Here is a 26261-nt window from a genome sequence, read left to right on the forward strand (position 1 = left end):
TCAGCGCCGCGTCGCGGTGACCGTGAACTTCGGGTTGCGGCTCACCTGCCGCGTGCGGCCGATCGCGTCGAGCGCGGCGCGGTAGCCGAGGTGGCTGTTCCAGACGCACCACAGCTCGCCGCCGGGCGCGAGCGCGCGGCCCGCGTCGGCGATGAGCCGCGAGGCTGCGCCGGTGTGCACGGCGGCGCCGATGTGGAACGGCGGGTTGAGCAGGATGAGGCCGGCGCTCCCGTCGGGCACGCCCTCGAGGCCGTCGGCCTGCCGCGCCTCGACGCGCTCGGCGACGCCGTTGGCCGCCGCGGTCGCGCGGGTCGAGGCGATCGCTGCGGCCGAGGCGTCGGTCGCGAGCACCTGCACGTCGGGGCGGCCCTGCGCGAGTGCGACGCCGAGCACCCCCGTGCCGCACGCGAGGTCGATCGCGTGCGACGCATCCGGCATCTCGTCCAGGTGCGCGAGCAGCGACTGCGCCCCGATGTCGATCGAGGTGCCGGCGAACGCGGCGCCGTGGGCGACGACGGTGAGCGGTCCGCGATCCGTCCGGTGGGTGCGGGAGCGCGGCCAGCTGATGCCGGGCCGCAGCGGCCGCTCGGCGCGCAGCACGCGCGACTTGCGGCGGCCGAGGCTCGCCCGCACGTGCCGGAAGCTGCGGCCGAGCAGCGCGTTCATGCTCATCGACATGTGCTTGACGCGGCCGCCCGCGATGAGCACGACGTCGTCGGCCGCGTGCGTCGCGACGAGCTCGGCGATCTCGTCGAGCGCGTCGAGCGAGCGCGGCAGCTGCAGCAGCACGAGCCGCGCGCCGTCGACGAGGGATGCGTCGAGGCCGTGGTGCGCGAAGCCGGCGAGCCCCGTGCGCTCGGCGTTCGCATCGAGCGCGCGCTCGCCGACGATCGAGTCCTGGTGCACGCGCACGCGGCCCGCCCCCGCCGCGAGCGCGCCGAGCGTGAGGGCGCCGTGGCGGTCGCCGATCACGACGACCTCGCCGAGCGGTCCGAGCTCCGCCGCCTCGTCGAGGATGAGCGCGTCGGAGGCGTCGTGGGCCTGCAGCGTCGGGTCCTCGACGTCGGGCCAGCGGCGCAGGCCGGCGAAAAGGGCGTCGCGATCGGTCACCGCTCGATCCTCGCACGGGGCCGGACCGCGAAGCCGGTCGGTGCTCAGGGCGCGAGCACGTCGATGATCGGCAGACCCCGCCGCGACCATGCGGTGAGCAGCGCACGATCCCCGGCGATGCCCACGGCACCCGCAGCTCCGAGCTCGAGGGCGACGGCGCACTGGATCGCGTCGTAGCCGCGCAGACCTTCCTCGACCGCGAGGCGAGCCCCGGCTGCGGCGAGCCCGCGGTCGACGACCCGGTGCTCGCACGCAGCGAGGATGCGATCCGCGGCTCGCAGGGCATCCGCGAGGACGGCACCGTCGAAGCGACCGGAGCGGTGCGCCGCCGCCAGAGCGGCATGCAGCTCCGTCGCCGTCACCGCGGCGACGACACGAGGAGTCGCCGCCTCCCACGCCGCTCGCGCTCGCGCGGTGCCCCGCTCTTCGAGGACGAGAGGGACGAGCGCCGACGTGTCGAAGCAGCCGATCATCGGCGCTGCGCGGGGATGAGGTCGGAAGCGCCGTCGGTGCCGCGGATCGGTTCGGGCAGATCGAGCAGCGGCGTCGCCGCAGGCTCGATCAGGCCCTGCGCCACGAGCCGTTCGAACGCGCTCGGAGCCTCGACCGGCACGATCCGGGCGATCACGCGGCCGTGCTCCGTCACCTCGATCGTCTCGCCGTCCTTCACCCGGTGGAGCTGCGCGCTGAGCCCATCTCGCAGGGCGCGGATGCCGACGCGGGCAGGCGTTGTGGCGCTTTCCATGCGCCCATAGTAGCCACACCTGCCGCTGTCGCGACCATCCCGCGATCCTGGCCCTGGTGGCGCGAGGCGCTCACGACTACGTTGCCCGACGTGACCACCGAACAGCGCTCCCGCGCGCCGCTGCCCTTCCTCGCTTCGCTGGCCGGTCGCGTGACGACCCCCGCCGATGCCGCCTATGACGCCGAGCGCGCCCCCTGGAACCTCTCGATCGACCAGCGGCCGCTCGCGGTCGCGCACCCGGATGGCCTCGACGACCTGCGCGCGATCCTCGCGGCCGCACGCAGCGCGGGCGTCACGGTCGCCGTCCAGCCGAGCGGCCACGGCGCCTCCAGCGCGCTCGAGGGATCGATCCTCGTGCGCACCGCCGCCTTCGACCGCTTCGACATCGACGCCGACGCGCGCGTCGCGACGATCGGCGCGGGCGTGCAGTGGGGCCCGGTGATCGACGCGCTCGACGGCACGGGACTCGTGATCCCCTCCGGCACGAGCCGCGTCGTGACGCCCGCCGGCTACCTCACGGGCGGCGGCCACTCGTGGCTCAGCCGCTGGGCGGGGCTCGGCGCCCAGTCGCTGCGTGCCGCGTGGATCCTCCGGCCGGACGGCACGCACGAGCGCGTCGACGACGCATCCGACCCCGACACGATGTGGGCGCTCCGCGGCGCGGGCGGCCTCGTCGGCATCGTCACGCAGCTCGAGGTCGACCTGCTCGAGGCGCCGAGCATGGTCGGCGGCGTGCTGTCGTTCGACGCCGCCGACGGGCCGGCGGTCTTCCGCGCGGTGCGCGATGCGGCGGTGGATGCGCCCGAGGGCCTCGGCGCATTCATCTCGTCGATGCGGATGCCCGACGCGCCGATGCTGCCCGAGCACATCCGCGGGCGGAGCTTCGTCACCCTCGAGGTGCTCGCGCGCTCGGAGAGCGACCTCGAGCTGCTCGACGGGCTGCGCGCCGCCGCGACGCCGACCGAGGAGCGCCTCGGGCCGATCACGCAGGCCGGCATGGCGGCGATGTCGATGGAGCCCGAGGAGCCCTCGCCCGGCGGCGGCAGCTCCCACGCCCTCGCGGGGCTGCCCGACGCGGCGATCGACGGGTTCTTCGAGTGGCGCTCCCGCGAGGAGCAGCGGCCGCTCGTCGGGTTCACGCTCCGCATGCTCGGCGGCGTGCTCGACGAGCCGGAGCGGCCCGCGTTCGCGACGGTCGCGGGGGCTGCGTGGATCACGCACTCGCTCGTGCCGCAGTTCCCCGGCATGCCGCCCGAGCCCGGCCTCGCGGCGCTCGCCGGGCTCGACGCGCTGCTGCGCCCGCACCTCGCCGAGCGCGTGGTGCCGACGTTCCTCGGCCCCGGCGAGACGCTCGATCGCTGCGCCTCAGCGCCCGACCTCGCGCGGCTGCGAGCGATCCGCGACGCGGCCGACCCTGACGGCGTGCTGCACGAGGGGCGGCTGCCGCGCTGACCCTCGACTCGATCCGGGCATGACGATCGAATCGTCGCGAACGTTGGGCTGTGCTTCGCGCGGCGCCGACCTACCGTGGGGCCATGAGCAGCATCGCCCGCAGCCCGATCCCCGTCGGCGGCCTCGCCGCCACCGTCGTCCTCCTCGCCGTCGCGGGCTGCGCGACTGCTGGTCCCGGCAGCTCCGGCGGGCCGGCCCCGTCTGCGACCGCCGCTCCCGCCGCCCCGGCTCAGCCGGTCGCGACGGGCGCCGACGCGCAGGCCCAGCTGGCCGGCCTGCCGATGCCGAGCGCCACGGAGCCCGTCATGGCGATCGGGCTCGCGCTCGACGACGGCGACCCGATCCTGTGCCTCGGCCCCGTCATGGAATCGGCGCCGCCGCAGTGCTCCGGCCCCGCGCTCGCGGGGTTCGACTGGGCGCAGGCCGAGCCCGTCGAGATGGACGGCGTGCGCTGGGCGCAGGTCGCGATGCAGGCGACCTACGACGCCGAAGCGCAGACCGTGACGCAGGCCGGCGAGCTGCTCGACCTCGCGGCGATCACGATGCCGGCGATCGAGTACCCGAAGGGCGACCTCGACGAGGCGACGATCGCGGCGGTGCAGGCCGACCTCATGACGATCCGGCGGCCGGATGTGTTCGGCGCCGCGGGACTCGACGGCCTCGTCGTGCTCTCGGTCACCTACGACGACGGCTCCATGCAGGCGGCGGTCGACGAGATCTACGGCGACGGCGTCGTGTTCGTCGAGTCAGCGCTGCGCTGACGATCCTCACCCGCCGCGGCGCTGCCGCGAAGAGCGGTGATCCGCGTCCGCTCGGTGCAGATCCACTGCTCCTCGCGACCGACTCGCCATTCCACCGCCGCTGGCAGCTGAGTCGGCGTCACGGCGGCGATTCCGCGAGATTCGACTCCCTCAGTGGCCCGGCCAGAGCCGCTCAGGCGTCGACCGGCTCCCGCTCGCGCGTCGTCCGCTGCCCGACGACCGCCGAGACCCCGTCCTGCCGCATCGAGACGCCGTAGAGCGCATCCGCGATCTCCATCGTGCGCTTCTGGTGCGTGATGATGATGAGCTGCGAGCTCTCGCGCAGCTGCTCGAAGACCGTGAGCAGCCGGCCGAGGTTGGCGTCGTCGAGCGCCGCCTCGACCTCGTCCATGATGTAGAACGGGCTCGGCCGCGCCTTGAAGATCGCGACCATGAGCGCGACCGCCGCGAGCGAGCGCTCACCGCCCGAGAGCAGCGAGATGCGGTCGATCTTCTTGCCCGCCGGCCGCACCGTCACCTCGACGCCCGTCTCGAGCATGTTCTCGGGGTCGGTGAGCGTGAGCGCCCCGGAGCCGCCCGGGAAGAGGATCGGGAACACCTCCGTGAACGCGGCCTTCGTGTCCTCGAACGCCGCGGCGAAGATCGTCTCCATCGTCACGTCGAGGTCGGCGATGATCTGCTCGAGGTCCTTGCGCGTCTTCGCGAGGTCGGCGAGCTGCTCGGTGAGGAACGTGTGCCGCTGCTCGAGCGCCGCGAACTCCTCGAGCGCGAGCGGGTTGACGCGGCCGAGCCGCGCGAGCTTCCCCTCCGCCTGCTTGAGCCGCGCCTGCTCGGCCTTGCGGTCCCAGTCCTCCCCCGGCGCGTACTCGGCGACGAGCACCGCCTCCTCGAGGCCGAGCTCGCTCCCGGCGCGCTCGAGCAGGTTCGAGAGGTGCAGCTTCTGCTCGTACGCCTCCATCTCGGCGACGTGCACGTGCTCGGTGAGCTCCTGCAGCCGCTCGCGGAGCGCCCCCTCGCTGCGGCGCAGCCTCCCGAGCTCCTCGTTGCGCTCGCGCCGCGCAGCCTCCCGCTCGGCGAGCACGCCGCGCGCCTCGGCGACGGAGCGCTCGGCGACGCCGAGCACCGGCGGGATCGCATCGAGCACGCGCGAGGCCTGCTCGCGCTGCCGCTCGCGCAGCACCGCGCGGCGCGCGGCCTCCTCGGCGCGCGCCCGCTGCGCCTCGACGTCGCGCGCGAGCGACTCCGCGCGCGCGAGCTCGGCCCGCACGCGCTCGCGCGCGGTCTCGAGCTCGATCCGCAGATCGGTCTCCGCCTGGCGCGCCGCCTCGAGCTCGGCGAGCACGCCGTCGCGCGCCGACGCGTCGAGGATCGGCCGCGGCTCGGCGAGGAATCGGTCGAGGGCGCGCTGCGCGGCCTCGACGCCCGCCGACGCATCCGTCACGCCCGTGCGCGCCTCGGCGAGCGCCGCCCGCGCGCGCTCGTGCTCGCCGGTCGCCGACTCGAGCCGGGCGCGCACGCGCGAGCGCTCCTCGCCGCGCGCGGCCGAGGCCGCGTCGTGCGCACGCAGCTGCTCGAGCGCGTCGGCGGCCGCGCGCTTGGCCTGCTGGTGCGCCTGCCGGGCGCGCTCGAGCGCCTCGGCCTCGCGCTCGATGTCGGCGCGCAGCCGCTCGAGCTGCTCGGTCGCCGCGTCGCGCTCGGCGAGGAGCTCGAGCCGCGACTGCGCGTCGTCGGAGCCGCCGCGCATGAGGTACTCGGTCACGAAGTCGCCGCGGCGCGTGACGATCGTCACGGGCCCGCCGAGCTCGAGCGCCGCGATCCGCGGCCCCGCCTCGCGCGCCGCGTCGAGCGAGTCGACGACGAAGGTGAGCGCGAGCACCCCGAGCACGCCAGCGGGCGCATCCACGACCGTCGGCGCGTGCACCGCGCCCTCGATCGCCGGCACCTCGAAGCGCATCGGCACGGCATCGCCCACGACCGCCTCGATGCGGCCGAGCCCGGCTTCGTGCGCGTGCTCGATCGCCGCCGCGGCCGCATCCCGCGACTGCGCGAGCACGGCCTCGCCGAGCGTGCCGAGCGCCGCCGCGATCGCCGCCTCGAAGCCCTTCTTGACCTTCACGTGCTCGGCGACGAGCCCCGTGAGCCCCTCGATGCCGGCACCGAGCAGACCCGCGGATGCGTTCCCCGCGTCGAGCGCGACGGTGAGGGCGGAGGCGCGGGCCGCGAGGGCGTCGCGCTCCCGCTCGACGCGGTGCAGGGCGTCGCGCCGCTCGTCGAGGTCGCCGGAGAGGGCCGCTTGCCGCTCGTCGGCCTCGCGGTAGGCGACCGCGAGCGCCTCCGCATCACCCGCCTCCTCCGCGTCGCCGAGCCCCTCGGCCGCGGCGGTCGCGTCGGCGAGCCGCTGCTCGGCGTTCGCGAGCGCCGCCTCGCGGCGCGTGACCTCCGCCTCGCGGGCGGCGAGCGTCGACTGCGCGACGTCGACCTTCGAGCGGTGCCCCGCCGCCTCGAGGTCGTGCTTCGAGACGAGGGCGGCCTGCGCGGCGATCTCCTCGTCGAGCGAGTCGAGGTTCGCACGCGCCACGGCGGTCGCCGAGGCCGCCTTCGCCAGGCGACCCTCCGCATCCGCCACCCTGTCCTGCAGCGCTCGCGCCTCGTCGCGCGCCGCGGCGACCATGTCGGGCGTTACCAGGGGGCCGGCGTCGCCCATCTCGGGTGCCTCCTCGAGGAGGGCGAGCCGCTGACCCGCGAGTGCGTGGAGCGACTGCAGCCGCGAGAGCTCGCGCTCGAGCGCGTGCGCGACGGTGCGCGCCCGGTCGACGTCGTCGCCCGCCATCGACTCCTCGATGCGGCTCGCGCGCAGCTTCGCCTGCTCGAGCTGCTCCTGCAGCACGATGCGCTCGGACTTCCGCTCCGACTCGGAGCGCGCGGCTGCCTCGAGCTGGCCGCGCAGGCCGATGACCTCGTCGGCGATGAGCCGCGCGCGGGCATCGCGCACGGTCGCCTGGATCGTCGCGGCCTCCTTCGCGATCTCGGCCTGCTGGCCCAAGGGCTTCAGCTGCCGGCGGATCTCGCCCGTGAGGTCCTGCAGCCGCGTGAGGTTCGCCTGCATCGCGTCGAGCTTGCGGAGCGTCTTCTCCTTGCGGCGGCGGTGCTTGAGGATGCCCGCGGCCTCCTCGATGTAGCCGCGACGGTCGGCGGGCGTCGCCTGCAGCACGCTGTCGAGCTGCCCCTGGCCGACGATGACGTGCATCTCGCGGCCGAGGCCCGAGTCGCTCAGCAGCTCCTGCACGTCGAGGAGCCGGCACGACTCCCCGTTGATCGCGTACTCGGAGCCGCCGTTGCGGAAGAGGGTGCGGGAGATCTGCACCTCGGCGTACTCGATCGGGAGCGCACCGTCGGCGTTGTCGATCACGAGCTCCACGTGCGCACGGCCGAGCGGCCCGGTCGTCGCCGTGCCGGCGAAGATGACGTCCTCCATCTTGCCGCCGCGGAGCGTCTTCGCGCCCTGCTCGCCCATGACCCACGCGAGCGCGTCGACGACGTTCGACTTGCCGGAGCCGTTGGGGCCGACGACGCACGTGACGCCCGGCTCGAACTGGAACGTCGTGGCGCGCGCGAACGACTTGAAGCCCTTGACGGTGAGGGTCTTGAGGTGCATGCGGCTCCCGGTTCGTGCTCGCACCACCGTAGTCGCCGCCCCGCGTGTTGCACGGCAGGCGCGCGCGACCCTATCCTGCAATGCTGCCCGCCGGCATGGCGCCGGTGCAGAGCGGCAGGACCCATGCAGATCGACATCCGCCCCGCCGCGCCGCTGCCCGACGACGCCGACGCCGTCGCCCCCGGCGATGAGCTCCGCCTCGCGCACGAGCTCAACGAGCGCGCGAACGCCGCCCGCTTCGGCGAGGGCATCTACGTCAACACGCTCCCCGAGTTCGCGGCGCTGCTGCGCTCCGACGAGACGGAGCGCATCGACGTCCTTCACGCATGGCTCGGCGGGCGCATCGTCGGCGACGTGACGATCTACGCGAACCTCATCGACTCGACCGAGGTCGCCGACGTCGGCATCCAGCTCGACCCCGCCCTCCCGCCCGGCGCGCAAGCCGAGCTCGGGGAGGCGCTCGTCGCGCGCGGCATCGACGAGGCGCGCGCGCTCGGCCGCACGACGGTCGTCGTGTCCACCGTCGGCGCGCGCACCGGGGGCGTGAGCGCCCGCACGGGGCACGGCGGGGCCGACCCGACGCATCCGGAGGTCGCGCCGCTCGTCGCGCGCGGCTTCGCGCTCGAGCAGGTCTACCGCGTGAGCGTCGCCGACCTCGCCCGGCTGAGCGACCTCCACGAGCGGCACGCCGCCGGGCTCGAGCGCGCGGCCGGCTACGAGCTCGTGCGCTGGATCGGCGAGACGCCCGCCGAGCACCGCGAGGGCATGCGGATGCTGCACGAGCGGATGTCGGTCGACGCACCCGTCGCGGGGCTTGCGTGGGAGCCCGAGTCGTGGGACGACGCGCGGCTGACGGCGTTCGAGCAGGGCAAGCAGGGCGGGGGCCGCTCGCTCATGACCGTCGCGGCGCGCGAGCGCGCGACGGGCGAGCTCGCGGGCTTCTCGACCCTCATCCTGCCGACGACCGGCGACGTCGCGCGCCAGCACGACACGCTCGTGACGCAGCCGCACCGCGGCCACGGCCTCGGCATGCTGCTGAAGCTCGACAACATGCTGCGGCTGCGGGAGCTCCGGCCCGAGCTCAACCGCATCGTCACCTGGAACGCGGAGGAGAACCGGCCCATGCTCGCGGTGAACGAGCGATGCGGCTTCGAGCCGATCGCGTACGAGGCGCAGTGGCAGCGGAAGGACGCGCGATGACGGACCCGCAGCTCGAGTGGCTCGAGCTCGAGACCCCCAACGATGACCTCGACGAGCCCCGGCTGACGCGCATCGCGCGCTACGTCGACGCGGCCAACCGCGTCACGCAGCACCACTGGGGCGACGACGCGCACGACACGACCGTCGACGAGATCGTCTCGAGCCTCCGCCACCCCGACGACGAGGTGACGCGCCGCTTCCTCGTCGTCGAGGGCGGCCGCGACGTCGGCCGCGCGATCGCGTCGATCAACGCCGAGGAGGGCTCGCGCATCGCTTACGTCTCGGCGTGGGTCGTGCCCGAGGAGCGCGGGCGCGGCATCGGCCGCGCGATGGCGGAGCAGCTCCAGGAGATCGGCCGCGAGCTCGGCGCGACGACGCTGCAGTCGTGGGTCGACCACCGGCCGCCTGCCGAGGGCGACGAGGCGATGTCGGCGGTGAGCGGGCACGGCGCGATCGCGCTCGACGCGCCCGCGCGGCTCGCGGTGTCGCTCGGCTACACCCTCGAGCAGGTCGACCGCATCTCGGAGCTCGACGTCCTGACGGCGCGCGCCGACCTCGAGCGGCACCGGGCGGATGCGCTCGCGCACGCGGGCGAGGACTACGAGACCCGCGCGTGGCAGGGCCCGACGCCGCCGGAGCTGCTCGACGCGATGGCGGCGCTGCACGGCCGCATGGTCACCGACGCCCCTTCTGCAGGCCTCGACGTCGACGACGAGCGCTGGGACGCCGCTCGCGTGCAGCGGCTCGAGGCCGAGCTGACCGAGGCGGGGCAGACGCTCCTGCAGTCGGTCGCGATCCACCGCGCGAGCGGCGAGGCGGTCGCGTTCACGGTGCTCGTGCTGCCCGCGCCCGGGCGGCCGGCGTTCCAGGAGGACACCCTCGTGCACGCCGATCACCGCGGCCACCGGCTCGGCATGCTTGTGAAGGCCGAGAACCTGCTGCAGCTCGGCCGCCTCCACCCCGACCGCACGCGCGTGATCACCTGGAACGCGAGCGAGAACCGCCCGATGCTCGCCGTCAACGAGGCGCTCGGCTTCGTCGCGGTCGGCGCGGAGGGCGCGTGGCAGAAGCGGCTGGGCGACGGAGCTGCGGCCGATGGAGCCCGGCCATAGCCGCGCCTGCCAGCATGGGGGCATGAGCGACCGCGCAACGATCGATGCCCGCCCCGAGAGCCGGCCCGACGCATCCGTCGATCGCCTCGCCGCCGAGCTGCGCGAGGCGGTCGAGAGCGGGCTCACGCGACCGCGCGAGTACCGCGAGCGGCAGCTCGACGGCCTCACCGCGATGCTGCTGCAGCACACGTCGCGGTGGGAGGCGGCGCTGAAGGCCGACCTCGGCAAGGGCGAGATCGAGGCGCACCTCACCGAGATCGGCTTCCTCGTCGCGGAGGCGCGCGCCGCGAAGCGGTCGCTGCGCCGCTGGATGGCGCCGCGACCGGTCGCCGCGCCGCTCGCGCTGCAGCCCGCGGTGGCGAAGACGCTGGCGCAGCCGCTCGGCGCCGCGCTCATCATCGCCCCGTGGAACTACCCGCTGCAGCTCGCGCTCGCCCCGCTCATCGGGGCGATCGCCGCGGGCTGCGCCGCGGTCGTGAAGCCGAGCGAGGTCGCGCCCGCGACCTCGGCGCTGCTCGCCGAGCTGGCGCCGCAGCACCTCGACCCGCGCTCGGTGCGGGTCGTCGAGGGCGCGGTCGACGAGACGACGGCCCTGCTCGAGCAGCGCTGGGACCTCATCTTCTACACCGGCAACGCGAAGATCGCGCGCGTCGTCGCGGCGGCCGCTGCGAAGCACCTGACGCCGACGATCCTCGAGCTCGGCGGCAAGAGCCCCGCCTACGTGCACCGCTCCGCCGACATCCCGGCGACCGCGCGGCGGCTCGCGTGGGGCAAGTGGATCAACGCCGGGCAGACGTGCGTCGCGCCCGACCACATCCGCGTCGACCGCGAGATCGCCGACGAGCTCGTCGAGGAGCTGCGCCGCGCGACCGCCGAGCAGCTCGGCGACGCGCGCACCTCCCCCGACTACGGCCGCATCGTCAACGGCCGCCACCTCGAGCGCCTCACGGGGCTGCTCGGCAGCGGCACGGTCGTGACCGGCGGCGAGGTCGACGAGGCCGACCGCTTCATGGCGCCGACGATCCTCGTGGGCGTCGATGACGCATCCCCCGTCATGCAGGAGGAGATCTTCGGCCCCATCCTGCCGGTGCTGCCGGTCGACGGCGTCGACGGCTTCATCGAGACGATGCGCGGCGCAGAGAAGCCGCTCGCGCTCTACGTCTTCGCGAGGGACCGGGATGCGGTGCGTCGCGTCGAGCGCGAGACCTCGTCGGGCGCGCTCGGCGTCAACATCGCGGTCGCGCACGTCGGCGCGGCGGGGCTGCCGTTCGGCGGCGTGGGCGAGAGCGGCTCGGGCGCCTACCACGGCAAGCACTCGTTCGACGCGTTCAGCCACCACCGCTCGGTGCTGTCGAAGCCGACCGCGATCGACACGCTGCGGGTCATCTACCCGCCGTTCAGCTCGTGGCGCGGGCGGCTCGCGAAGCGCATCCTCGGCTGACGCAGTCACCGCTCGTCGAGTAGCCGGCGCAGCCGGCGTATCGAGACGACTACCGCTTCGGCGCGACGTTCCGCACGGCCCACTGCACGAGCGGCTGCAGGTCGTCGACGGTGTCGAAGAGCGCGTCGAGCAGCTCGGGCCCGCCCGCTTGCTCGGGCGTCAGTTGCCGCCGGGCCGTGAGGAAGCGGTAGCGCAGCAGCTCGATGCGGGGATGCGCCGGGTCGACGCCGCGCGGCGCCGTCTTGACGCGCTCGCCGCCGAGCTCGTAGCCGGCCGCCTCGAGCTCGCGCACGATGCCCTCGAGCTCGGTGCCCGCGGCGACCGCCTCGACGGCCGCGCGGTACGCCTTCGTGAACGACGCATCCCCGAAGAACCCACCGCCCATCGAGACGCCCGTCGCGTCGAGGTTGAGGAACCAGCCGATGCCGGGCGCACGCTGCGCGAAGAGCCCCTGCCGCGTCTTGTACGGCGTCTTGTCGTGGGCGAAGCGCACGTCGCGGTAGGGCCGGTAGACCTTGACGGCGCTCGCGACGGGCTCGAGCTCCTCGGCGAGCGCCTCGAAGGGGGCGCGCACGTGCTCGTCGTAGCGGTGCTTGTGCTCGAGCCACCAGGGCCGCTCGTTGTGCGCCTCGAGGTCTGCGTAGAAGGCGAACGATTCGGGTGAGAATCCGTCGAAGGGCATCGATCCAGTCTAGGAGCGCGGCCTGTGGCGAGGCCGGGCGTCAGACCGCGATGCCGCGCGGCCGCCGCTGGCAGCGCGGACAGCGCGTCGACGAGCGGTTCGCCCACGGCTCGCGCACCATGGTCGCGCCGCAGCGGTGGCACGGCTGCCCGCCGCGGCCGTAGGCGTGCAGCGAGTGCTCGAAGTAGCCGGCCTGCCCGTTGACGTTGACGTACTGCGCGTCGAACGACGTGCCTCCCTCGGCGAGCGCCTGCTCGAGCACGTCGCGCACGTCGGCGAGCAGGGCGAGCGCTCGCGCCTGGGTGAGCCGCTCGCCCGGCGTCGCGTAGTGCAGGCGCGACCGCCACAGCGCCTCGTCGGCGTAGATGTTACCGATGCCCGAGACGAGCGTCTGGTCGAGCAGCGCGGCCTTCACGCCCTGCCGGCGGCGGCGCAAGCGGCGGGCGACGACGGATGCGTCGAAGTCGGCGTCGATCGGATCGAGCGAGATGTGCGCGGCCTGGTCGGGCACAGCGCGGCCCCCGTCGGCCGCGACGAGCGGCCGCACCGCGAGCCCGCCGAAGATGCGTTGGTCGGCGAAGCGGATCTCGATCGGGCCGTGCACCGGCTGGTCGAGCAGCAGCCGGATGCGCGTGTGGCGGTCGGGGGCTGCGCCCGGCTCGCGCACGAGCACCTGCCCCGACATCCCCAGGTGCGCGAGCAGCGCATCCGCCCCGTCCCGGATCGGCACCCACAGGAACTTGCCGCGCCGCTCGGGTGCGCCGAGCGTGCGCCCGACGAGCGCAGCCTCGAACGCGGCGGCGTCGCCGTCGTGGCGGGCGATCGAGCGCGCGTCGAGCACCTCGACGCCCTCGACGCGCGCGCCGGTCACGGCCGGCGCGAGCCCCGCGCGCACGACCTCGACCTCGGGCAGCTCCGGCATGTCAGCGCACCGGCAGTCAGCGCACGGCCGGCGCGCTCAGCAGCCGGTGCGCCTCGAGCGCGGCCGCCATCTCGGCGACCTTCTTGCTCGTGCCCGTGCCCGTCGCGACCGCAGCGTCGTCGATGAGCACGGTCGCGGTGAAGGTCCGCGCGTGGTCGGGGCCCTCGGCCTCGATCGCGTAGGCGGGCGCGCCCCTGCCCTGCGCGGCCGCGAGCTCCTGCAGCGCGGTCTTCGGGTCGAGCGCGGCGCCCGCGCGGAGCGGGTCGTCGAGCAAGGGGCCGACGAGCCGCAGGACGAGGGCGGCGGATGCGGTGTGCCCGGCCGAGAGGAACGCGGCACCGAAGACCGCCTCGAGCGTGTCGGAGAGGATCGAGGGCTTGTCGGCGCCGCCGGACGCCGCCTCGCCCTTGCCGAGCAGGATGTGCTCGCCGAGCCCGATGCCGCGCGCGACCTCGGCGAGCGCGTTCATCGAGACGACGCCCGCGCGCCGCTTGGCGAGCTCACCCTCCGGCAGCTCGGGGAAGCGCCGGTAGAGCTCGATCGTGATCGCCTGGCCGAGGATCGAGTCGCCGAGGAACTCGAGGCGCTCGTTGTGCGGCACGCCGCCGTGCTCGTAGGCCCACGAGCGGTGGGTGAGCGCCAACGACAGCAGCTCGGGGTCGATGTCGACCCCGAGCTGCTCGAGCAGTCGGCGCTGCGCCGTTCCGTGCTGGTCCGTCATGCGACGAAGGGTCCCAGCAGGATCAGACGTCGGCGACCTTGCGGCCCTTGTACTCCATGTACAGCGCGGTGCCGGCCGAGTCCTCGACGACCTTCGCGCGGTGCGGGAGGCTGTAGACGGTCTTGCCGCCCTCGACGGTCTTCACGAGCTTGGGCGCGACGGCCTTCCACTGCGAACGGCGGGCGCGGGTGTTCGACCGCGACATCTTCCTCTTGGGAACAGCCATTGCTCACTCCTTCTTCGGCGCCTGCGCGCCCTCTTCCGACTCGTCGTCGGACACGTCTGATGAGAAACCCTGGAGCGCTGCCCACCGTGGATCGATGGTCTCCGTCGGCTCGTGGACCGTGCCAGGCTCGAGCCGCTCCCCTGTCTCAGGATCGAGTCCTGCACAGTCCGGCCTGTCGACCGGTTGGAACGGCAGCGCCAGCACGACCGCGTCCCGAACCACCGGAAGCATGTCGACAGACTCGTCGACCACGAGGTAGTCGGTTTCCGACGCACCATCATACGCGAACAGCTCGACGAAGTCGACATCGAGGTCGAGGTCGAACTCGGTGAGGCAGCGCGAGCAGGTCGCGAGCGCCGTGACGCTCGCCTGCCCGGTCGCGAGGATGCCCTCGTGCACGCTCTCGAGGCGCACGTCGAGCTCGATGGGCTGGTCGGGCAGCACCGCGGCGAGACCCTCGCCGACCTTGTCGCCGAACGGCGCGGTCTCCTCGACCTCGCGCATGCGGCCCGGCTTGTGCACGATGTCGCGCACGGACAGCGTGAACGGATGCGTGGTGGCCATGCGTCCAGTCTACGGCCGCACCCTCGACGACCCCTCCACCGCCCCGCCGAGCCGCGCGCTGCGCCGCGCACGCTGCGCCCCTCCACCCGTCGAGCGACTCCGCTCCTGACCGGGAAGAACTCATTCTCCACAGTCCCGCTTCGGACCCGCTCGCGTGTCAGTGGTGCGTGGTGGAATGCGTGCATGGATGAGTGGTCGGGGCTCGATGCGGAGGAGTACATCGCGTCGATCCGTGCCGGGGCGATCGACCCGCACGGCCGCACCGCCGACGAGCTCGAGGAGGAGCTCGCCGCCTACGACCGCGACTGGTCCGAGCGGCTCGCGCTGCTCACGGACGCGGAGGTCGAGGAGGTCATCGCCGGCCGCATGCAGGTGCCGCCGCTGCCGGGCACGATCGATGATCTCCCCGAGCACGTGCGGGAGGAGGCGGAGCTCGCGGGCCGGATCAAGGCGATCGAGCTGCGCCGCGCGCGGCTGGAGTCCGAAGAGCGTGAGCTGCTCGCGGGCCGGCTGCAGCAGCTGCGCGATCGCGGCGGCGACATCGGCATGGCCGTCAAGGAGAGCGCCTCCAACCTCGCGGCCGAGCTGCGCCTCTCCGACCGCGCGATGGAGCGGAAGCTGGTCGAGGCGTGGACGACCATCACCGACCTGCCAGCCGCGCACGCGTCCCACAAGGCCGGCCGCATCACCGGCACCCACCTGCGCGCGATCGAGCAGGCCACCGAAGCGCTCCGCACCGACCCGGCCGTCGACCCGGCCGATCGCGCTCGGGTCGAGGCGGAGCTGGTGGAGATCGCCGAACGCGTGACCCCGTCGCAGCTGCGCTCCCGTGCCCGGCGGATCGTGGATCGGGCGATGGCCGAGCCGCTCCAGCGCCGCCACGATCGGGCGGTCGAGCAGCGCCGCGCCTGGGTCGAGGACGGCGACGACGGGGTCTCGACGCTGTCGCTGTCGGGCCCGTCGGTGACCATCCACGGCGCTTTCAACCGGGCGACCGACGCCGCCCGCGCCAAGCCGAAGGACGACCCCCGAACCTTCGACCAGTACCGGCTCGACGCGCTCGTGGAGCTGCTGGTCACCGGGCAGACGCCGGCGGACCTCCACCGCATCAACCCGATCTCGGCAACGGTCACGATCACCATCCCGGCGACGGAGCTGCTGAAGCAGACCGACGACGAGGATGAGCCGCAGCTGCGCTTCTCCGGTGCCCTCGAGGGCGGGGCGCTCGTCGACGCGGCCACGGTGCGAGCCCTGGCCTCCGAGACGATCACCTGGGAGCGGCTGTTCCTCCACCCGGTCACCGGGGTCCCGGTCGCGGTCGACACGTACAAGCCCAACCGGGCCATGCGCCGCTGGCTCCAGCGCCGCGACGGCCGCTGCCGCTGGCCCGGCTGCACCAACCGCGTCTCCCGCGCCGACGCCGACCACACCATCGCCCACGCCGACGGCGGACCCACCAGCATCCGAAACCTCGCCCACCTCTGCCGCCGCCACCACCTCATGAAGCACGCCACCGCCTGGACCGTCCGCCAGCTCGACCAAGGCGTCCTCGAATGGACCAGCCCCACAGGGAAGATCTACCTCGACGAGCCAGAGCCCGCCGGACCCGCGTTCGTCGACCGCGGCGTCGACATCTGGGACCTCTCAAGCGACCAACCCGCCAAGTGCACCGCGAGCGACCCGCCGTGGGCGCATCTGAAGGACTGCACGTGCGACCTCGCCGGTCAAGCCGTCTGACCTCACGCCGCGCCGCGATGCGATGCGAGCCGTCTCGTAGGTCGGGATTTCCGGAGCATGCAACTGAGGCATAGCGTGCTGGCATGATCGGCGGCGCGACGATGCCGGTGCTCGAGTTCAAGGCGAAGATGCGGGGCATGCCCGCCCGCATCCTGGTCTTCCGAGACCGCATCGAGTGGAGCTGCAGCACGAGCCTCGGCATCCTCACCAGGGGCGTGCTGGCATCCGCCACCGACGGCGGGGCAGAGGTCGGCGCTCGCACGGGGGATGACGAGACGGGCATCATCCCGCTGCCGCAGCTCTCCTCGGTCACCGCCGAGCGCGTCGGCCTCCACTCCCAGGTCACGCTGCGGGCTCGCGACGGCACGATCGACGTCGACATGTCGCATTCGAAGGCCGGGAGGCTGCAGGAGGCCGTGCGCCAGCTCAGGACGCCTGCCCCACCCGCCGCGCGCTGACCGCACGCCGCGATCGCGGCCGGGCCCGATGCGGCTGCTCGGCACGCTCAGGCGAGCGAGAGCACGAACGACAGCACGAAGCCCGCGGCCGTGCTCATCGCGACGGCGGGGCCGCCGTGCTCGTACGCCTCGGGCATGAGCGTGTCGGCGAGCGAGGCGATCACGGCGCCGGCGGCGAACGCGAGCGGGAGCGAGATCGTCTCGGCCTCGGCGCTCGCGAGCGGCCCGGCGCCCAGCACGACCGCGCCGACGAGCAGGAGCGCGCAGACCGACCACAGCCCGAGCACCTTGCGGCTCGACATCCCCTGCTCCTTCATCGAGGATGCGCCGACGAGCGCCTCGGGGAGGTTCGAGACGAAGATCGCCGCGAGCAGGGCGAGGCCGCCCGAGCCCTCGGTGAGCGAGACGCCGAGCGCGACGTTCTCGGGGACGCCGTCGAGCGTCACGGCGGCGAGCAGCGCGAGCCCGGCCGCGCCGCGCGTCGACGCCTTCGAGGCCCGCGCATCCGTCGCCGCCGCATCCGTGTCGAGCTTCGCGCTCCCCGCGACCTCGTCGGCGGGAGCGCCCTTGCCCGGCTGCGCGGCGCGATCGAGCAGTGCGCTCAGCAGCGTGAACACGAGCGCGCCGACGAGGAGGCCGATCGCCGCGCGCCAGATGCCGCCCATCTCGTAGGCGTCCTCGAAGAGCTCGAACGCGAGCGCAGTGACGAGCGCCCCGGCGGCGAACGAGAGCAGGATCGCGAGCACGCGCTTCGGCAGCTCGAAGCGCATCCCGACGAGCGCGCCCAGGATGAGCGCGCTCGAGGCGACCGCGCCGAACAGCAGAGCCTGCGGCATGCCTCAGGGTACGACCGGCGCCTCGTCGCCGCACAGGCCTGCGGAGGTGCCATGATGCACGCGTGTCGACGTCGCGCGCCGTGCCCCTCGCCCTCATCGGCTGGCTCGTGTGCGTCGAGCTGACGAGCGGCGTGCTGCAGGGCTGGTACGTCACGCTCACGCCCGACATCGCCCGCCACCTCGACGTCACCGACGCCGACGTCAACTGGTTCGAAGCCGGGCAGCTGCTGCTCTCGGCGCTCTTCGTGCCGATCCTCGCGAAGCTCGGCGACATGCACGGCCACAAGCGCATGCTGCTGCTCTCGACCGCGATCACGGCCGCGGCGAGCTGGTGGATCGCCTTCGCGGGCGACTTCACGAGCTACCTCATCGCCTTCTCGCTGCAGGGCGCCTACGCGGTGTGGCTGCCGCTCGAGGTCGCGCTCATCTTCGACCGCGGCCGCCGCACAGGCGTCGCGCCGTCGACCACCCGCCGCGCCGCGGGCCTGCTGGTCATCGCCCTCGAGGCGGGAGCGATCCTCGGCGCCCTCGGCTCCGCCGCCGCCCTCGGCGCCTTCGGCGACGCGATCCCGCCGACCCTCATGGTGCCGGCCGCGATAGTGACGCTCACGTTCTTCGCGATCCTCTGGGGCGTGCCGGAGTCGGAGCCGCTCCCCGACCGCCGCCTCGACGCGGGCGGCTTCGTGCTGCTCGCGCTCTCGCTCCTCACCATCACCTCTGGCCTCACGTTCCTCAAGATCGGCGGGCTCGAGGCGTGGTGGGGCTGGGCCGTCATGGCGCTCGGCGTGCTGCTGCTCCTCCCCTTCGGCCGCTGGGTGCTCGGCAAGACCGATCCCGCGATCGACCTGCGCGTCATGCGGCAGCCGTCGATGTGGCCCGTGCAGCTCACCGCGGGACTCGTCGGCGTGAGCCTGCTCGGCGCGCAGACGCCGCTCGCGACCTACGCCGGCACGGATCCCTCGCTCGGCTACGGCCTGGGGCTCGACGCGACCGGCCGCTCGCTCCTCATCGGGGTCTACCTGCTCGCGCTCATCGTCGGCGCCGGCGCGCTCGCCGCGCTCTCCACGCGCATCCGACCCCGACTACTGCTCATCATCGCTTCGACGCTCGTCGGCGTCGGCTACCTGCTGCTCGTGCCGTTCCACCTCGAGGTCTGGCAGGTCTTCGCCTGCATGGCGGTCGCGGGCATCGGCTCGGGCGCGCTCGTCGGCGCGCTGCCCGCAGCGGCGGCGGCCGCCGCGCCGCGGGGGCAGACGGGCGTCGCGACCGGCATGACGAACACGACGAAGACGATCGGCGGCTCGTTCGCCTCCTCGATCTTCGCGATCGTGCTCGCGGTCGGCGCCGTCGGCACCGCCGCGAGCCTCGGCGGCTACATCGTCGTGTGGATCATCTGCGGCGTGACGGCGCTCGTCGCCGCAGCGGCGCTCGTCGCGGTGCCGCGGCTCGCGTTCGCCGACCCCGAGCCGGTCATCGAGGCCATCCCCGGCGCGACGCCGGCGCCGCGCTCGTAGGCGGCCAGAGGATCAGTCCTTCGCGGTCAGCGGCCCGCGGTGGACGATCCACGGATGCGTCTGCGCGACCGGCTTGATGATCGTCTCGTCGACCGAGACGTGGCCGGGCAGCGCGAGGATGTCGGTCATGACGCGCGCGACGTCGTCCGCCGAGAGGGGGTCCTGCACGTCCTTGTAGACCGCATCCGCCTTCTCCTTGTCGCCCTCGAACCGCACGAGGCTGAACTCCTCGGTCCAGACCATGCCCGGCGCGACCTCCATGACGCGGATCGGCTCGCCCGCGAGCTCGAGCCGCAGCACGTCGACGAGCTGCTTCTCGGCCGACTTCGCCGCGTTGTAGCCCGAGCCGCCCGTGTAGGGCACCGTCGCCGCGATCGACGTCACGACCATGATCTCGGCGTAGGAGCCGTCGCGCGTCGATTCGCGCAGGAGCGGCAGCAGCGCGTCGATGACGCGCTTCGTGCCGATGACGTTGGCCTCGAACATCCAGCGCCAGTCGTCGATCGACGTCTCGGCGAGGGGCGCCGCGCCCTTCGCACCGCCCGCGACCTGCACGAGCCCCGTCGGGCGGAACGCCGCCGCCGCCTCCGCGAGCCGCGCGATGTCGCCCTCGTCGGTGAGGTCGGCCGCGAGGATCTCGCAGCCGGTGTCGCGCTGCAGCGCCTCGAGCCGCTCGGCGCGGCGCGCGACCGCGAGCACGCGCCAGCCGCGCTCGACCGCCTGGCGCGCGACCGCCTCCCCGATGCCGCTCGATGCTCCCGTGACGACGATCCGCTTCTCGCTCATGCCGCCATGCAAGCAGGCGGCGGCCGATCGGCGCCACTCGGCCCGAGACCCGCGGAGCCGGAGTGTTACGCCGTGCGACGCGGTCGGCTGGCCCGATCGCGCGATCGACCGCACGATGGAGCACGACCCAGCTCGGCATCGACCCGCAAGGAGCACTCCATGAGCGACTGGAAGTTCGAGACCCTCCAGGTCCACGCGGGCGCGCAGCCCGACCCGACGACGAAGGCGCGCATCACGCCCGTCTACCGCACGACCTCCTACGTGTTCGACAGCACCGAGCACGCTGCCCGCCTGTTCGGCCTCGCCGAGCTCGGCAACATCTACTCGCGCATCATGAACCCGACCAACGACGTCGTCGAGCAGCGCCTCGCGGCGCTCGAAGGGGGCAGCGCCGCCCTCCTGCTCGCGTCGGGCCAGGCCGCGAGCACCTACGCCGTGCTCAACATCGCGAGCGCCGGCGACCACATCGTCTCGTCGTCGTCGATCTACGGCGGCACCTACAACCTCTTCAGCTTCACGCTCAAGCGGCTCGGCATCGACGTCACCTTCGTCGAGGACCAGGACGACCTCGACGAGTGGCGCCGCGCCATCCGCCCCGAGACGAAGCTGCTCTTCGCCGAGACGATCGGCAACCCGCGCATCAACCTGCTCGACATCGCGGGCGTCTCGAGCGTCGCGCACGACGCCGGCGTGCCGCTCATCGTCGACAACACGATCGCGACGCCCTACCTCATCCGCCCGCTCGAGCACGGCGCCGACATCGTCATCCACTCGGCGACGAAGTTCCTCGGCGGCCACGGCTCGGTCGTCGCGGGCGCGATCGTCGATGGCGGCCGCTTCGCGTGGTCGGAGTCCGACAAGTTCCCGGGCCTCACGACGCCGGACGAGTCGTACCACGGCGTGACCTACACCGAGGCGCTCGGCGACGCGATCGCCTACATCCTCAAGGCGCGCGTCACGCTCCTCCGCGACGTCGGCGCATCCGCCGCACCCGACACCGCGTGGCAGCTGCTGCAGGGCATCGAGACGCTCTCGCTGCGCCTCGACCGCCACGTCGAGAACGCGACCGCCGTCGCGCGCTTCCTCGAGGCACACCCGCAGGTCGCGGCCGTGCACTACGCGGGCCTCGAGTCGAGCCCGTGGCACGAGCGCGGCCGCGAGCTCGCGCCGCGCGGCACCGGCGCCGTGCTCTCGTTCGAGCTGCGCGGCGGCGTCGAGGCCGGCAAGGCGCTCGTCGAGTCGCTCGAGCTCTTCAGCCACCTCGCCAACATCGGCGACGTGCGCTCGCTCGTCATCCACCCCGCGTCGACGACGCACGCGCAGCTCACGCCCGAGCAGCAGCTGAGCGCGGGCGTCACGCCAGGGCTCGTGCGCCTCTCGGTCGGCATCGAGCACGTCGACGACCTCATCGCCGACCTCGGCCGCGGCCTCGACGCCGCCGCCGCGAAGTCGGCAGAGCTCTCGGCGAGCGCCTGAGCGACGGCAGGGGCGGGCACGCGTGGACTGGCAGCTGAGCGACGACGCGCAGCCGGCCTCGCGCGTGCCTGCCGCGCGGCTCGTCGAGGCGCAGCCCGACGCGCGCCCGGTGCCCGTCACGGGCGCGTGGCGGCCGGGCGACGACCCCGGCGAGCGGCGCTTCGCCCGCATCGGCGACGTGGAGACCGAGTCGGGCGGGACGATCCCGGATGCCGTGCTCGCGTTCGAGACGTGGGGTCGCCTCGACGAGCGCGCGGAGAACGCCGTCCTCGTGCTGCACGCGCTCACGGGCGACAGCCACGTGCGCGGACCGGCCGGCCCCGGCCACGCGACGGCCGGCTGGTGGGAGGACGTCGTCGGGCCCGGCCGCGCGATCGACACCGACCGGTTCTTCGTCGTGGCCCCCAACATGCTCGGCGGCTGCCAGGGCTCGACCGGGCCCGCCTCCCTCGACCGCGACGGCCTCGAGTGGGGCTCGCGCTTCCCGCGCGTCACCGTGCGCGACCAGGTCGAGGCGCAGCGGCGGCTCGCCGACCAGCTCGGCATCCGCCGCTGGCACGCCGTCGTCGGCGGATCGATGGGCGGCATGCACGCCCTCGAGTGGGCGGTCGCGCATCCCGAGCGCGTCGGCAGCGCCGCGCTGCTCGCCTCGAACGCGGCGACGAGCGCCGACCAGATCGCGCAGAACACCCTGCAGATCGAGGCCGTCACGAACGATCCCGGCTGGCTCGGCGGCGACTTCTACGACCTGCCGGGCCACGCGGGCCCCGCTCGCGGCCTCGCGCTCGCGCGCCGCATGGCGATGCTCGGCTACCGCTCGCAGCAGGAGCTCAACGAGCGGTTCCGCCGCGAGTGGCAGTCGAGCGTCGACCCCCTGCACGGCGGGCGCTTCCAGGTCGAGTCGTACCTCGACGTGCACGGCAACCGCTTCACGCGGCGCTTCGACGCCGGCTCCTACGTGCGGCTCGTCGACGCGATGTCGACGCACGACGTCGGCCGCGGTCGCGGCGGCGTCGAGGCCGCGCTCGAGCGCGTCACGGCGCCGACGCTCGTCGTCGGCATCTCGAGCGACCGGCTCTTCCCCGTCGCCGACCAGCGGCGGCTCGCATCAGGGATCCCGACGAGCGTCTCCGGCGCCGAGCCCGTCGTGCTCGAGAGCGGCTTCGGGCACGACGCGTTCCTCATCGAGTCCAGCCGCGTCGGCGATCTGCTGGCGACGCTCCTCGCCTGACACCCCGACGGGGCCGACGCGCGCGGCCCGCACGAGCATCCACACCGCTCCGACGAGGAGCGCGACGTGCAGCGCGTTCCGCGCCGTGAGGAGCGCGACCGCCGCGGGGTGCGCCGCGACGAGCCAGTCGTAGGTCCACGGGAACTGCAGCTGCGTGAGCGCCGCGACGAGCGCGATCGCGCCGACCCCGACCCAGTGCCGCCGGGCCCCGGCCTCGGCGAGCAGCAGTGCGGGCACGAACAGCCACAGCACGAACTGCGGCGAGCCGACCTTGTTCGTCACGATCATCGCCTCGACGAGCGCGACCGCGAGCCACACGATCGCCTCCCGCCGGTGCGCGCGCCGCACGGCGAGGGCGCCGAGCGCGCCGATCGCGAGCACCGCGGCGACGAGCACGGGCGTCGCGAGCGCCGCGACCGCGCCGACGCCGTCGCCCTCGACCTGGAACGTGTAGATGTCGCGGTCGAATGCGACCTGCGCCTCGCCCGCGCTCGCGAGCCACAAGTAGGGCGTCGCGGCGACGGCCTCGATCTGCAGCCCGCGATCGTCCTGCTCGGTGAGGAACGACAGCGCGTGGCCCGAGCCGGCGAGCGCCGCGAGCCCGAGCACCGCGGCCGAGACGAGCGCGCCCGCCGCGACCACGCGCATCCGCTCGCGCCGCACGACGAGCAGCGCGAGCCACAGCACGCCCGGCCAGACCTTCATCCACGCGCCGATCGTGAACAGCGCCGCCGCGACGCCCGGCCGGTCGCTGCGCAGCGCCACGATCGCGATGACGCACAGCGCCACGACGACCGTGTCGATGCGGGCGATCGCGACGGGGCCGAGCGCCACGAGGAGCGCGAGCCACGTCCACGCCATCACGAGCCCGCGCGGCACGCGCAGCAGCAGCGCGAGCGCGATCGCGTCGAGCGCCGTGACGAGGAGCATCCACACGAGCGGCAGTGCGGCCGTGCCGAACGCGCTCGAGGCGAGGATCGGCGCCCACGCGAGCAGCGGGTAGACCCACGGCACGTCGACGCCGAGCCACTGACCGGGCCGGCCCTCGCTGCCGAGGCCCTGCTCGACCCAGAACGGGTAGACGGTCAGGACGTCGCCGTACGCGTCCGAGACGCTCGGCAGGGCGAGGATCGCGAGCAGCGCGTGCACGCCGCCGAACGCGAGCCACAGCCAGGCTCGAGGCTGGCACGCCCGAGCCTGGCTCAGAAGAGCCTCCTGGTCGCGTCGCGCACCTCGCCGACGAGCTCCTCGATGATGTCCTCGAGGAACAGCAGCCCCGTCGTGTCGCCGTTCGCGTCGAACGAGCGCGCGATGTGCGCGCCGGTCGAGCGCATGAGCGCGAGGGCGTCCTCGAGCTCGGCGTCCTGGTAGATCGAGGCGAGCTGGCGGATGCGCTTGGCCGGCACGGGCACGTCCATGTCGGCGTCGTCGGCACCGAGCACGTCCTTCACGTGCACGTACCCGCTCGGCATGCCCTCCGCATCCGACACGATGTAGCGCGAGAAGCCGCGCTCGCGCACGGCGGCCTCGAGGTCGGTCGGCGTCGCGCCCGGGGGCAGCGTGACGATCTCGTCGAGCGGCAGCGCGACGTCGCGCACGCGGCGCTCGGTGAACTCGAACGTGCGCGAGATCGCGCCCGTCGGGTCGAAGAGCACCCCCTCGCGCTTCGAGGTCTCGACGATCGTCTCGACCTCGTCGATCGTGAAGGCGCTCGCGGCTTCGGCGACCGGCTGCACGCGGAACAGGCGCAGGATGCCGTTCGCGATCTCGTTCATCGCCCAGATGACGGGCTTGAAGATGCGCGAGATGAGCACGAGCGGCGGCGCGAGCAGCAGCACCGCCCGGTCGGGCACCGAGAAGGCGGCGTTCTTCGGCACCATCTCGCCCAGCACGACGTGCAGGTAGGTCACGAGCAGCAGCGCGATGACGAACGCGACGACCGAGACGACCTCGGGCGCGAGGCCCGTCCACTCGAGCGGTCCCTCGAGCAGGTGGTGGATCGCCGGCTCGGAGACGTTGAGGATCAGCAGCGAGCAGATCGTGATGCCGAGCTGGCACATCGCGAGCATGAGCGAGACGTGCTCCATCGCCCACAGCGCGAGCTTCGCCGCGCGGTTGCCGCGGTCGGCGAGCGGCTCGATCTGGCTGCGGCGCGCGGAGATGACGGCGAACTCGGCGCCGACGAAGAACGCGTTGGCCGCGAGCAGGATGAACAGCCACAGGATGCCGAGCCAGTCGTTCATCGCTCGCCCTCCGCCGCTCCGGCCGCCGGCTCGCTCGCCGGCTCGTCCTCGATGAAGCGCACGCGGTCGACGCGCCGGCCGTCGACGCGGTCGACGCGGAGCGTGCCGCCCTCGACGCGCACGGTGTCGCCGACGCTCGGCAGCGTGCCGAGCTCGGCCATGATGAAGCCGCCGATCGTCTCGAACGGGCCGTCCTCCGGCACCGCGACGCGCGCTCGCTCGAGCAGCTCGTCGGGCCGGAAGGAGCCGGGGAAGGTCACCCAGCCGGGGCCGCGCACGACCTCGACGTGCATCCGGTCGTGCTCGTCGGAGACCTCGCCGACGACCTCCTCCACGAGGTCCTCGAGGGTCACGATGCCGGCCGTGCCGCCGTACTCGTCGACGACGACCGCCATCTGGTAGCCGCGCTCCTTGAGGTCGCCGAGCAGCGCGTCGAGGTGCACCGACTCGGGCACGCGGTGCGGCTCCTCGGCGATCGCCGCGACCGGCACGTCGGCGCGCCGCTCGCGCGGCACCGAGATCGCCTGCTTGACGTGCGCGATGCCGAGCACCTCGTCGAGGTCGCCGTCGACGACCGGGAAGCGGCTGAGGCCCGTCTGGTGCGCGAGCTGCACGAGGTCGGCGACGGATGCGGAGCGATCGATCGCCTGGACGCGCGGCCTGGGCGTCATGACGTCGCCCGCCGAGAGCTCGGCGAAGCGCAGCGTGCGGGCGAGCAGCGTCGCGGCGCCGACGTCGAGGGCGCCCTCCATGGCGCTGCGGCGCACGAGCGTCGAGAGCTCCTCGGCGGTGCGGGCGCCCGAGAGCTCCTCCTTCGGCTCGAGGCCGATCGAGCGGAGGATGCCGTTGGCGGAGCCGTTGAGCGCGAGCACGGCGGGCTTGAACACCGCGGTGAAGGCGCGCTGGAACGGGGTGACGCCGATCGCGGTGCCGAGCGGCTTCGCGAGCGCGAGGTTCTTGGGCACGAGCTCGCCGACGATCATCGAGAGGATCGTCGCGCCCGTCATGGCGATGACGCTCGAGAGCGGGCCGGCGACGCCCTCGGCGAGGCCCCACGAGACGAGCACGGGGGTGAGCTGGCGCGAGATCGCGGGCTCCATCGTGTAGCCCGTCAGGAGCGTCGTGAGCGTGATGCCGAGCTGCGCGCTCGAGAGGTGCGTCGAGGTCTGGCGGAGCGCCTTGATCGTGCCGTCGAGGCGCTTCTCGCCGCGCTCGCGGCGCGCCTCGAGGTCTGCGCGGTCGAGGTTGACGAGCGCGAACTCGCTCGCGACGAAGAGGCCGGTCCCGACGGTGAGGATGACGCCGAGGCCGATGAGCAGCGCATCCATCAACGAGCCGGTTCCGGCTGCGGACTATGACTGTGGTCGTCGTTCACGGCGACATTGTAGA

General features: G+C 73.6%; 23 protein-coding genes and 1 pseudogene. 10 read left to right on the forward strand and 14 right to left on the reverse strand.

Annotated elements, in window-relative coordinates:
* The 3 genes from H508_RS0105675 to H508_RS0105685 are packed head-to-tail and all read right to left on the reverse strand — an operon-like array spanning position 1 to position 1855.
* Entirely contained in the window at positions 1 to 1110 is a 1110-nt protein-coding gene (locus tag H508_RS0105675) for a class I SAM-dependent methyltransferase (protein ID WP_026373355.1), read from the reverse strand.
* 44 nt (positions 1111 to 1154) lie between these two features.
* Positions 1155 to 1583, reverse strand: a complete 429-nt coding sequence (locus tag H508_RS0105680) for a PIN domain-containing protein (RefSeq protein ID WP_026373356.1) — start codon at positions 1581 to 1583, stop codon at positions 1155 to 1157.
* Positions 1580 to 1855, reverse strand: a complete 276-nt coding sequence (locus tag H508_RS0105685; protein WP_026373357.1) for a type II toxin-antitoxin system Phd/YefM family antitoxin — start codon at positions 1853 to 1855, stop codon at positions 1580 to 1582. Before H508_RS0105685 ends, H508_RS0105680 begins: the two co-directional genes overlap by 4 nt.
* Positions 1856 to 1945: 90 nt before the next feature.
* Here H508_RS0105685 and H508_RS16655 point away from each other — a divergent pair, with 90 nt between their 5' ends.
* Together H508_RS16655 and H508_RS14785 are read left to right on the forward strand one after the other, a co-directional pair.
* A complete protein-coding gene (locus H508_RS16655; protein ID WP_051222824.1) occupies positions 1946 to 3307 on the forward strand; it encodes an FAD-binding oxidoreductase in 1362 nt (453 codons plus the stop codon).
* An 83-nt stretch (positions 3308 to 3390) separates the two neighbouring features.
* Positions 3391 to 4068, forward strand: coding sequence for a hypothetical protein (locus H508_RS14785; protein ID WP_035254169.1), 678 nt, complete (start codon positions 3391 to 3393; stop codon positions 4066 to 4068).
* Positions 4069 to 4240: 172 nt separating this feature from the next.
* Here the strand turns inward: H508_RS14785 and smc are convergent, their stop codons facing one another.
* Positions 4241 to 7723, reverse strand: a complete 3483-nt coding sequence (gene smc, locus H508_RS0105700) for a chromosome segregation protein SMC (protein WP_026373358.1) — start codon at positions 7721 to 7723, stop codon at positions 4241 to 4243.
* Between the two features lie 123 nt (positions 7724 to 7846).
* Here smc and H508_RS17370 point away from each other — a divergent pair, with 123 nt between their 5' ends.
* From H508_RS17370 to H508_RS0105715, 3 genes are read left to right on the forward strand one after another with little or no spacing between them, the layout of a single operon-like run.
* Complete coding sequence (locus tag H508_RS17370; RefSeq protein ID WP_051222826.1) at positions 7847 to 8923, forward strand: GNAT family N-acetyltransferase; 1077 nt, start codon at positions 7847 to 7849, stop codon at positions 8921 to 8923.
* Positions 8920 to 10035: a GNAT family N-acetyltransferase gene (locus tag H508_RS17375; RefSeq protein ID WP_051222828.1), complete on the forward strand. Its 1116-nt coding sequence runs from the start codon at positions 8920 to 8922 to the stop codon at positions 10033 to 10035. Before H508_RS17370 ends, H508_RS17375 begins: the two co-directional genes overlap by 4 nt.
* Positions 10036 to 10057: 22 nt before the next feature.
* Positions 10058 to 11476, forward strand: a complete 1419-nt coding sequence (locus H508_RS0105715) for an aldehyde dehydrogenase family protein (protein ID WP_084155148.1) — start codon at positions 10058 to 10060, stop codon at positions 11474 to 11476.
* A 49-nt stretch (positions 11477 to 11525) separates the two neighbouring features.
* Here the strand turns inward: H508_RS0105715 and H508_RS0105720 are convergent, their stop codons facing one another.
* The 5 genes from H508_RS0105720 to H508_RS0105740 are packed head-to-tail and all read right to left on the reverse strand — an operon-like array spanning position 11526 to position 14531.
* Positions 11526 to 12158, reverse strand: a complete 633-nt coding sequence (locus H508_RS0105720) for a DUF2461 domain-containing protein (RefSeq protein ID WP_026373360.1) — start codon at positions 12156 to 12158, stop codon at positions 11526 to 11528.
* A 40-nt stretch (positions 12159 to 12198) separates the two neighbouring features.
* Positions 12199 to 13080 (reverse strand): bifunctional DNA-formamidopyrimidine glycosylase/DNA-(apurinic or apyrimidinic site) lyase, encoded by an 882-nt coding sequence (gene mutM / locus H508_RS0105725; protein WP_021009300.1) that lies wholly within the window; start codon positions 13078 to 13080, stop codon positions 12199 to 12201.
* 16 nt (positions 13081 to 13096) lie between these two features.
* Entirely contained in the window at positions 13097 to 13801 is a 705-nt protein-coding gene (gene rnc / locus H508_RS0105730; protein ID WP_021009301.1) for a ribonuclease III, read from the reverse strand.
* 22 nt (positions 13802 to 13823) lie between these two features.
* Positions 13824 to 14027 (reverse strand): 50S ribosomal protein L32, encoded by a 204-nt coding sequence (rpmF, locus tag H508_RS0105735; protein WP_021009302.1) that lies wholly within the window; start codon positions 14025 to 14027, stop codon positions 13824 to 13826.
* 3 nt (positions 14028 to 14030) lie between these two features.
* On the reverse strand, positions 14031 to 14531 hold the full coding sequence (locus tag H508_RS0105740) for a YceD family protein (RefSeq protein WP_243755507.1): 501 nt from the start codon (positions 14529 to 14531) through the stop codon (positions 14031 to 14033).
* Between the two features lie 243 nt (positions 14532 to 14774).
* Here H508_RS0105740 and H508_RS0105745 point away from each other — a divergent pair, with 243 nt between their 5' ends.
* Together H508_RS0105745 and H508_RS0105750 are read left to right on the forward strand one after the other, a co-directional pair.
* Entirely contained in the window at positions 14775 to 16328 is a 1554-nt protein-coding gene (locus H508_RS0105745) for an HNH endonuclease signature motif containing protein (protein WP_026373361.1), read from the forward strand.
* A gap of 83 nt (positions 16329 to 16411) precedes the next feature.
* Positions 16412 to 16786, forward strand: a complete 375-nt coding sequence (locus tag H508_RS0105750; protein WP_026373362.1) for a hypothetical protein — start codon at positions 16412 to 16414, stop codon at positions 16784 to 16786.
* A gap of 47 nt (positions 16787 to 16833) precedes the next feature.
* Here H508_RS0105750 and H508_RS0105755 read toward each other — a convergent pair whose 3' ends face one another.
* Positions 16834 to 17622 carry a ZIP family metal transporter gene (locus H508_RS0105755; protein WP_021010278.1) on the reverse strand — a complete coding sequence of 263 codons (789 nt, stop codon included), beginning with the start codon at positions 17620 to 17622 and terminating at the stop codon, positions 16834 to 16836.
* Positions 17623 to 17684: 62 nt separating this feature from the next.
* On the opposite strand from H508_RS0105755, the gene H508_RS0105760 reads away from it, so the two are divergent.
* Positions 17685 to 19136, forward strand: coding sequence for an MFS transporter (locus H508_RS0105760; protein WP_021010277.1), 1452 nt, complete (start codon positions 17685 to 17687; stop codon positions 19134 to 19136).
* Positions 19137 to 19148: 12 nt separating this feature from the next.
* Here the strand turns inward: H508_RS0105760 and H508_RS0105765 are convergent, their stop codons facing one another.
* Positions 19149 to 19922, reverse strand: coding sequence for an SDR family NAD(P)-dependent oxidoreductase (locus H508_RS0105765; RefSeq protein ID WP_021010276.1), 774 nt, complete (start codon positions 19920 to 19922; stop codon positions 19149 to 19151).
* A gap of 159 nt (positions 19923 to 20081) precedes the next feature.
* Between H508_RS0105765 and H508_RS0105770 the strand changes: the two genes are divergently transcribed.
* Both H508_RS0105770 and metX read left to right on the forward strand, forming a co-directional pair.
* A complete protein-coding gene (locus H508_RS0105770) occupies positions 20082 to 21398 on the forward strand; it encodes a bifunctional o-acetylhomoserine/o-acetylserine sulfhydrylase (protein WP_021010275.1) in 1317 nt (438 codons plus the stop codon).
* Between the two features lie 22 nt (positions 21399 to 21420).
* Positions 21421 to 22629: a homoserine O-acetyltransferase MetX gene (metX, locus tag H508_RS0105775; RefSeq protein WP_026373363.1), complete on the forward strand. Its 1209-nt coding sequence runs from the start codon at positions 21421 to 21423 to the stop codon at positions 22627 to 22629.
* A 294-nt stretch (positions 22630 to 22923) separates the two neighbouring features.
* On the opposite strand, the pseudogene H508_RS17815 reads toward metX, so the two are convergent.
* The 3 genes and pseudogenes from H508_RS17815 to H508_RS0105790 all read right to left on the reverse strand — a co-directional run.
* Positions 22924 to 23778, reverse strand: a pseudogene (locus H508_RS17815) (glycosyltransferase 87 family protein); the annotation flags it as partial.
* Between the two features lie 53 nt (positions 23779 to 23831).
* Entirely contained in the window at positions 23832 to 24872 is a 1041-nt protein-coding gene (locus H508_RS0105785) for a hemolysin family protein (RefSeq protein ID WP_026373364.1), read from the reverse strand.
* Positions 24869 to 26200: a hemolysin family protein gene (locus H508_RS0105790; RefSeq protein WP_026373365.1), complete on the reverse strand. Its 1332-nt coding sequence runs from the start codon at positions 26198 to 26200 to the stop codon at positions 24869 to 24871. The genes H508_RS0105785 and H508_RS0105790 overlap by 4 nt, the downstream gene beginning before the upstream one ends.
* Positions 26201 to 26261: the final 61 nt, after the last annotated feature.

The organism is Agrococcus lahaulensis DSM 17612 (assembly GCF_000425105.1).
Lineage (GTDB): Bacteria > Actinomycetota > Actinomycetes > Actinomycetales > Microbacteriaceae > Agrococcus > Agrococcus lahaulensis.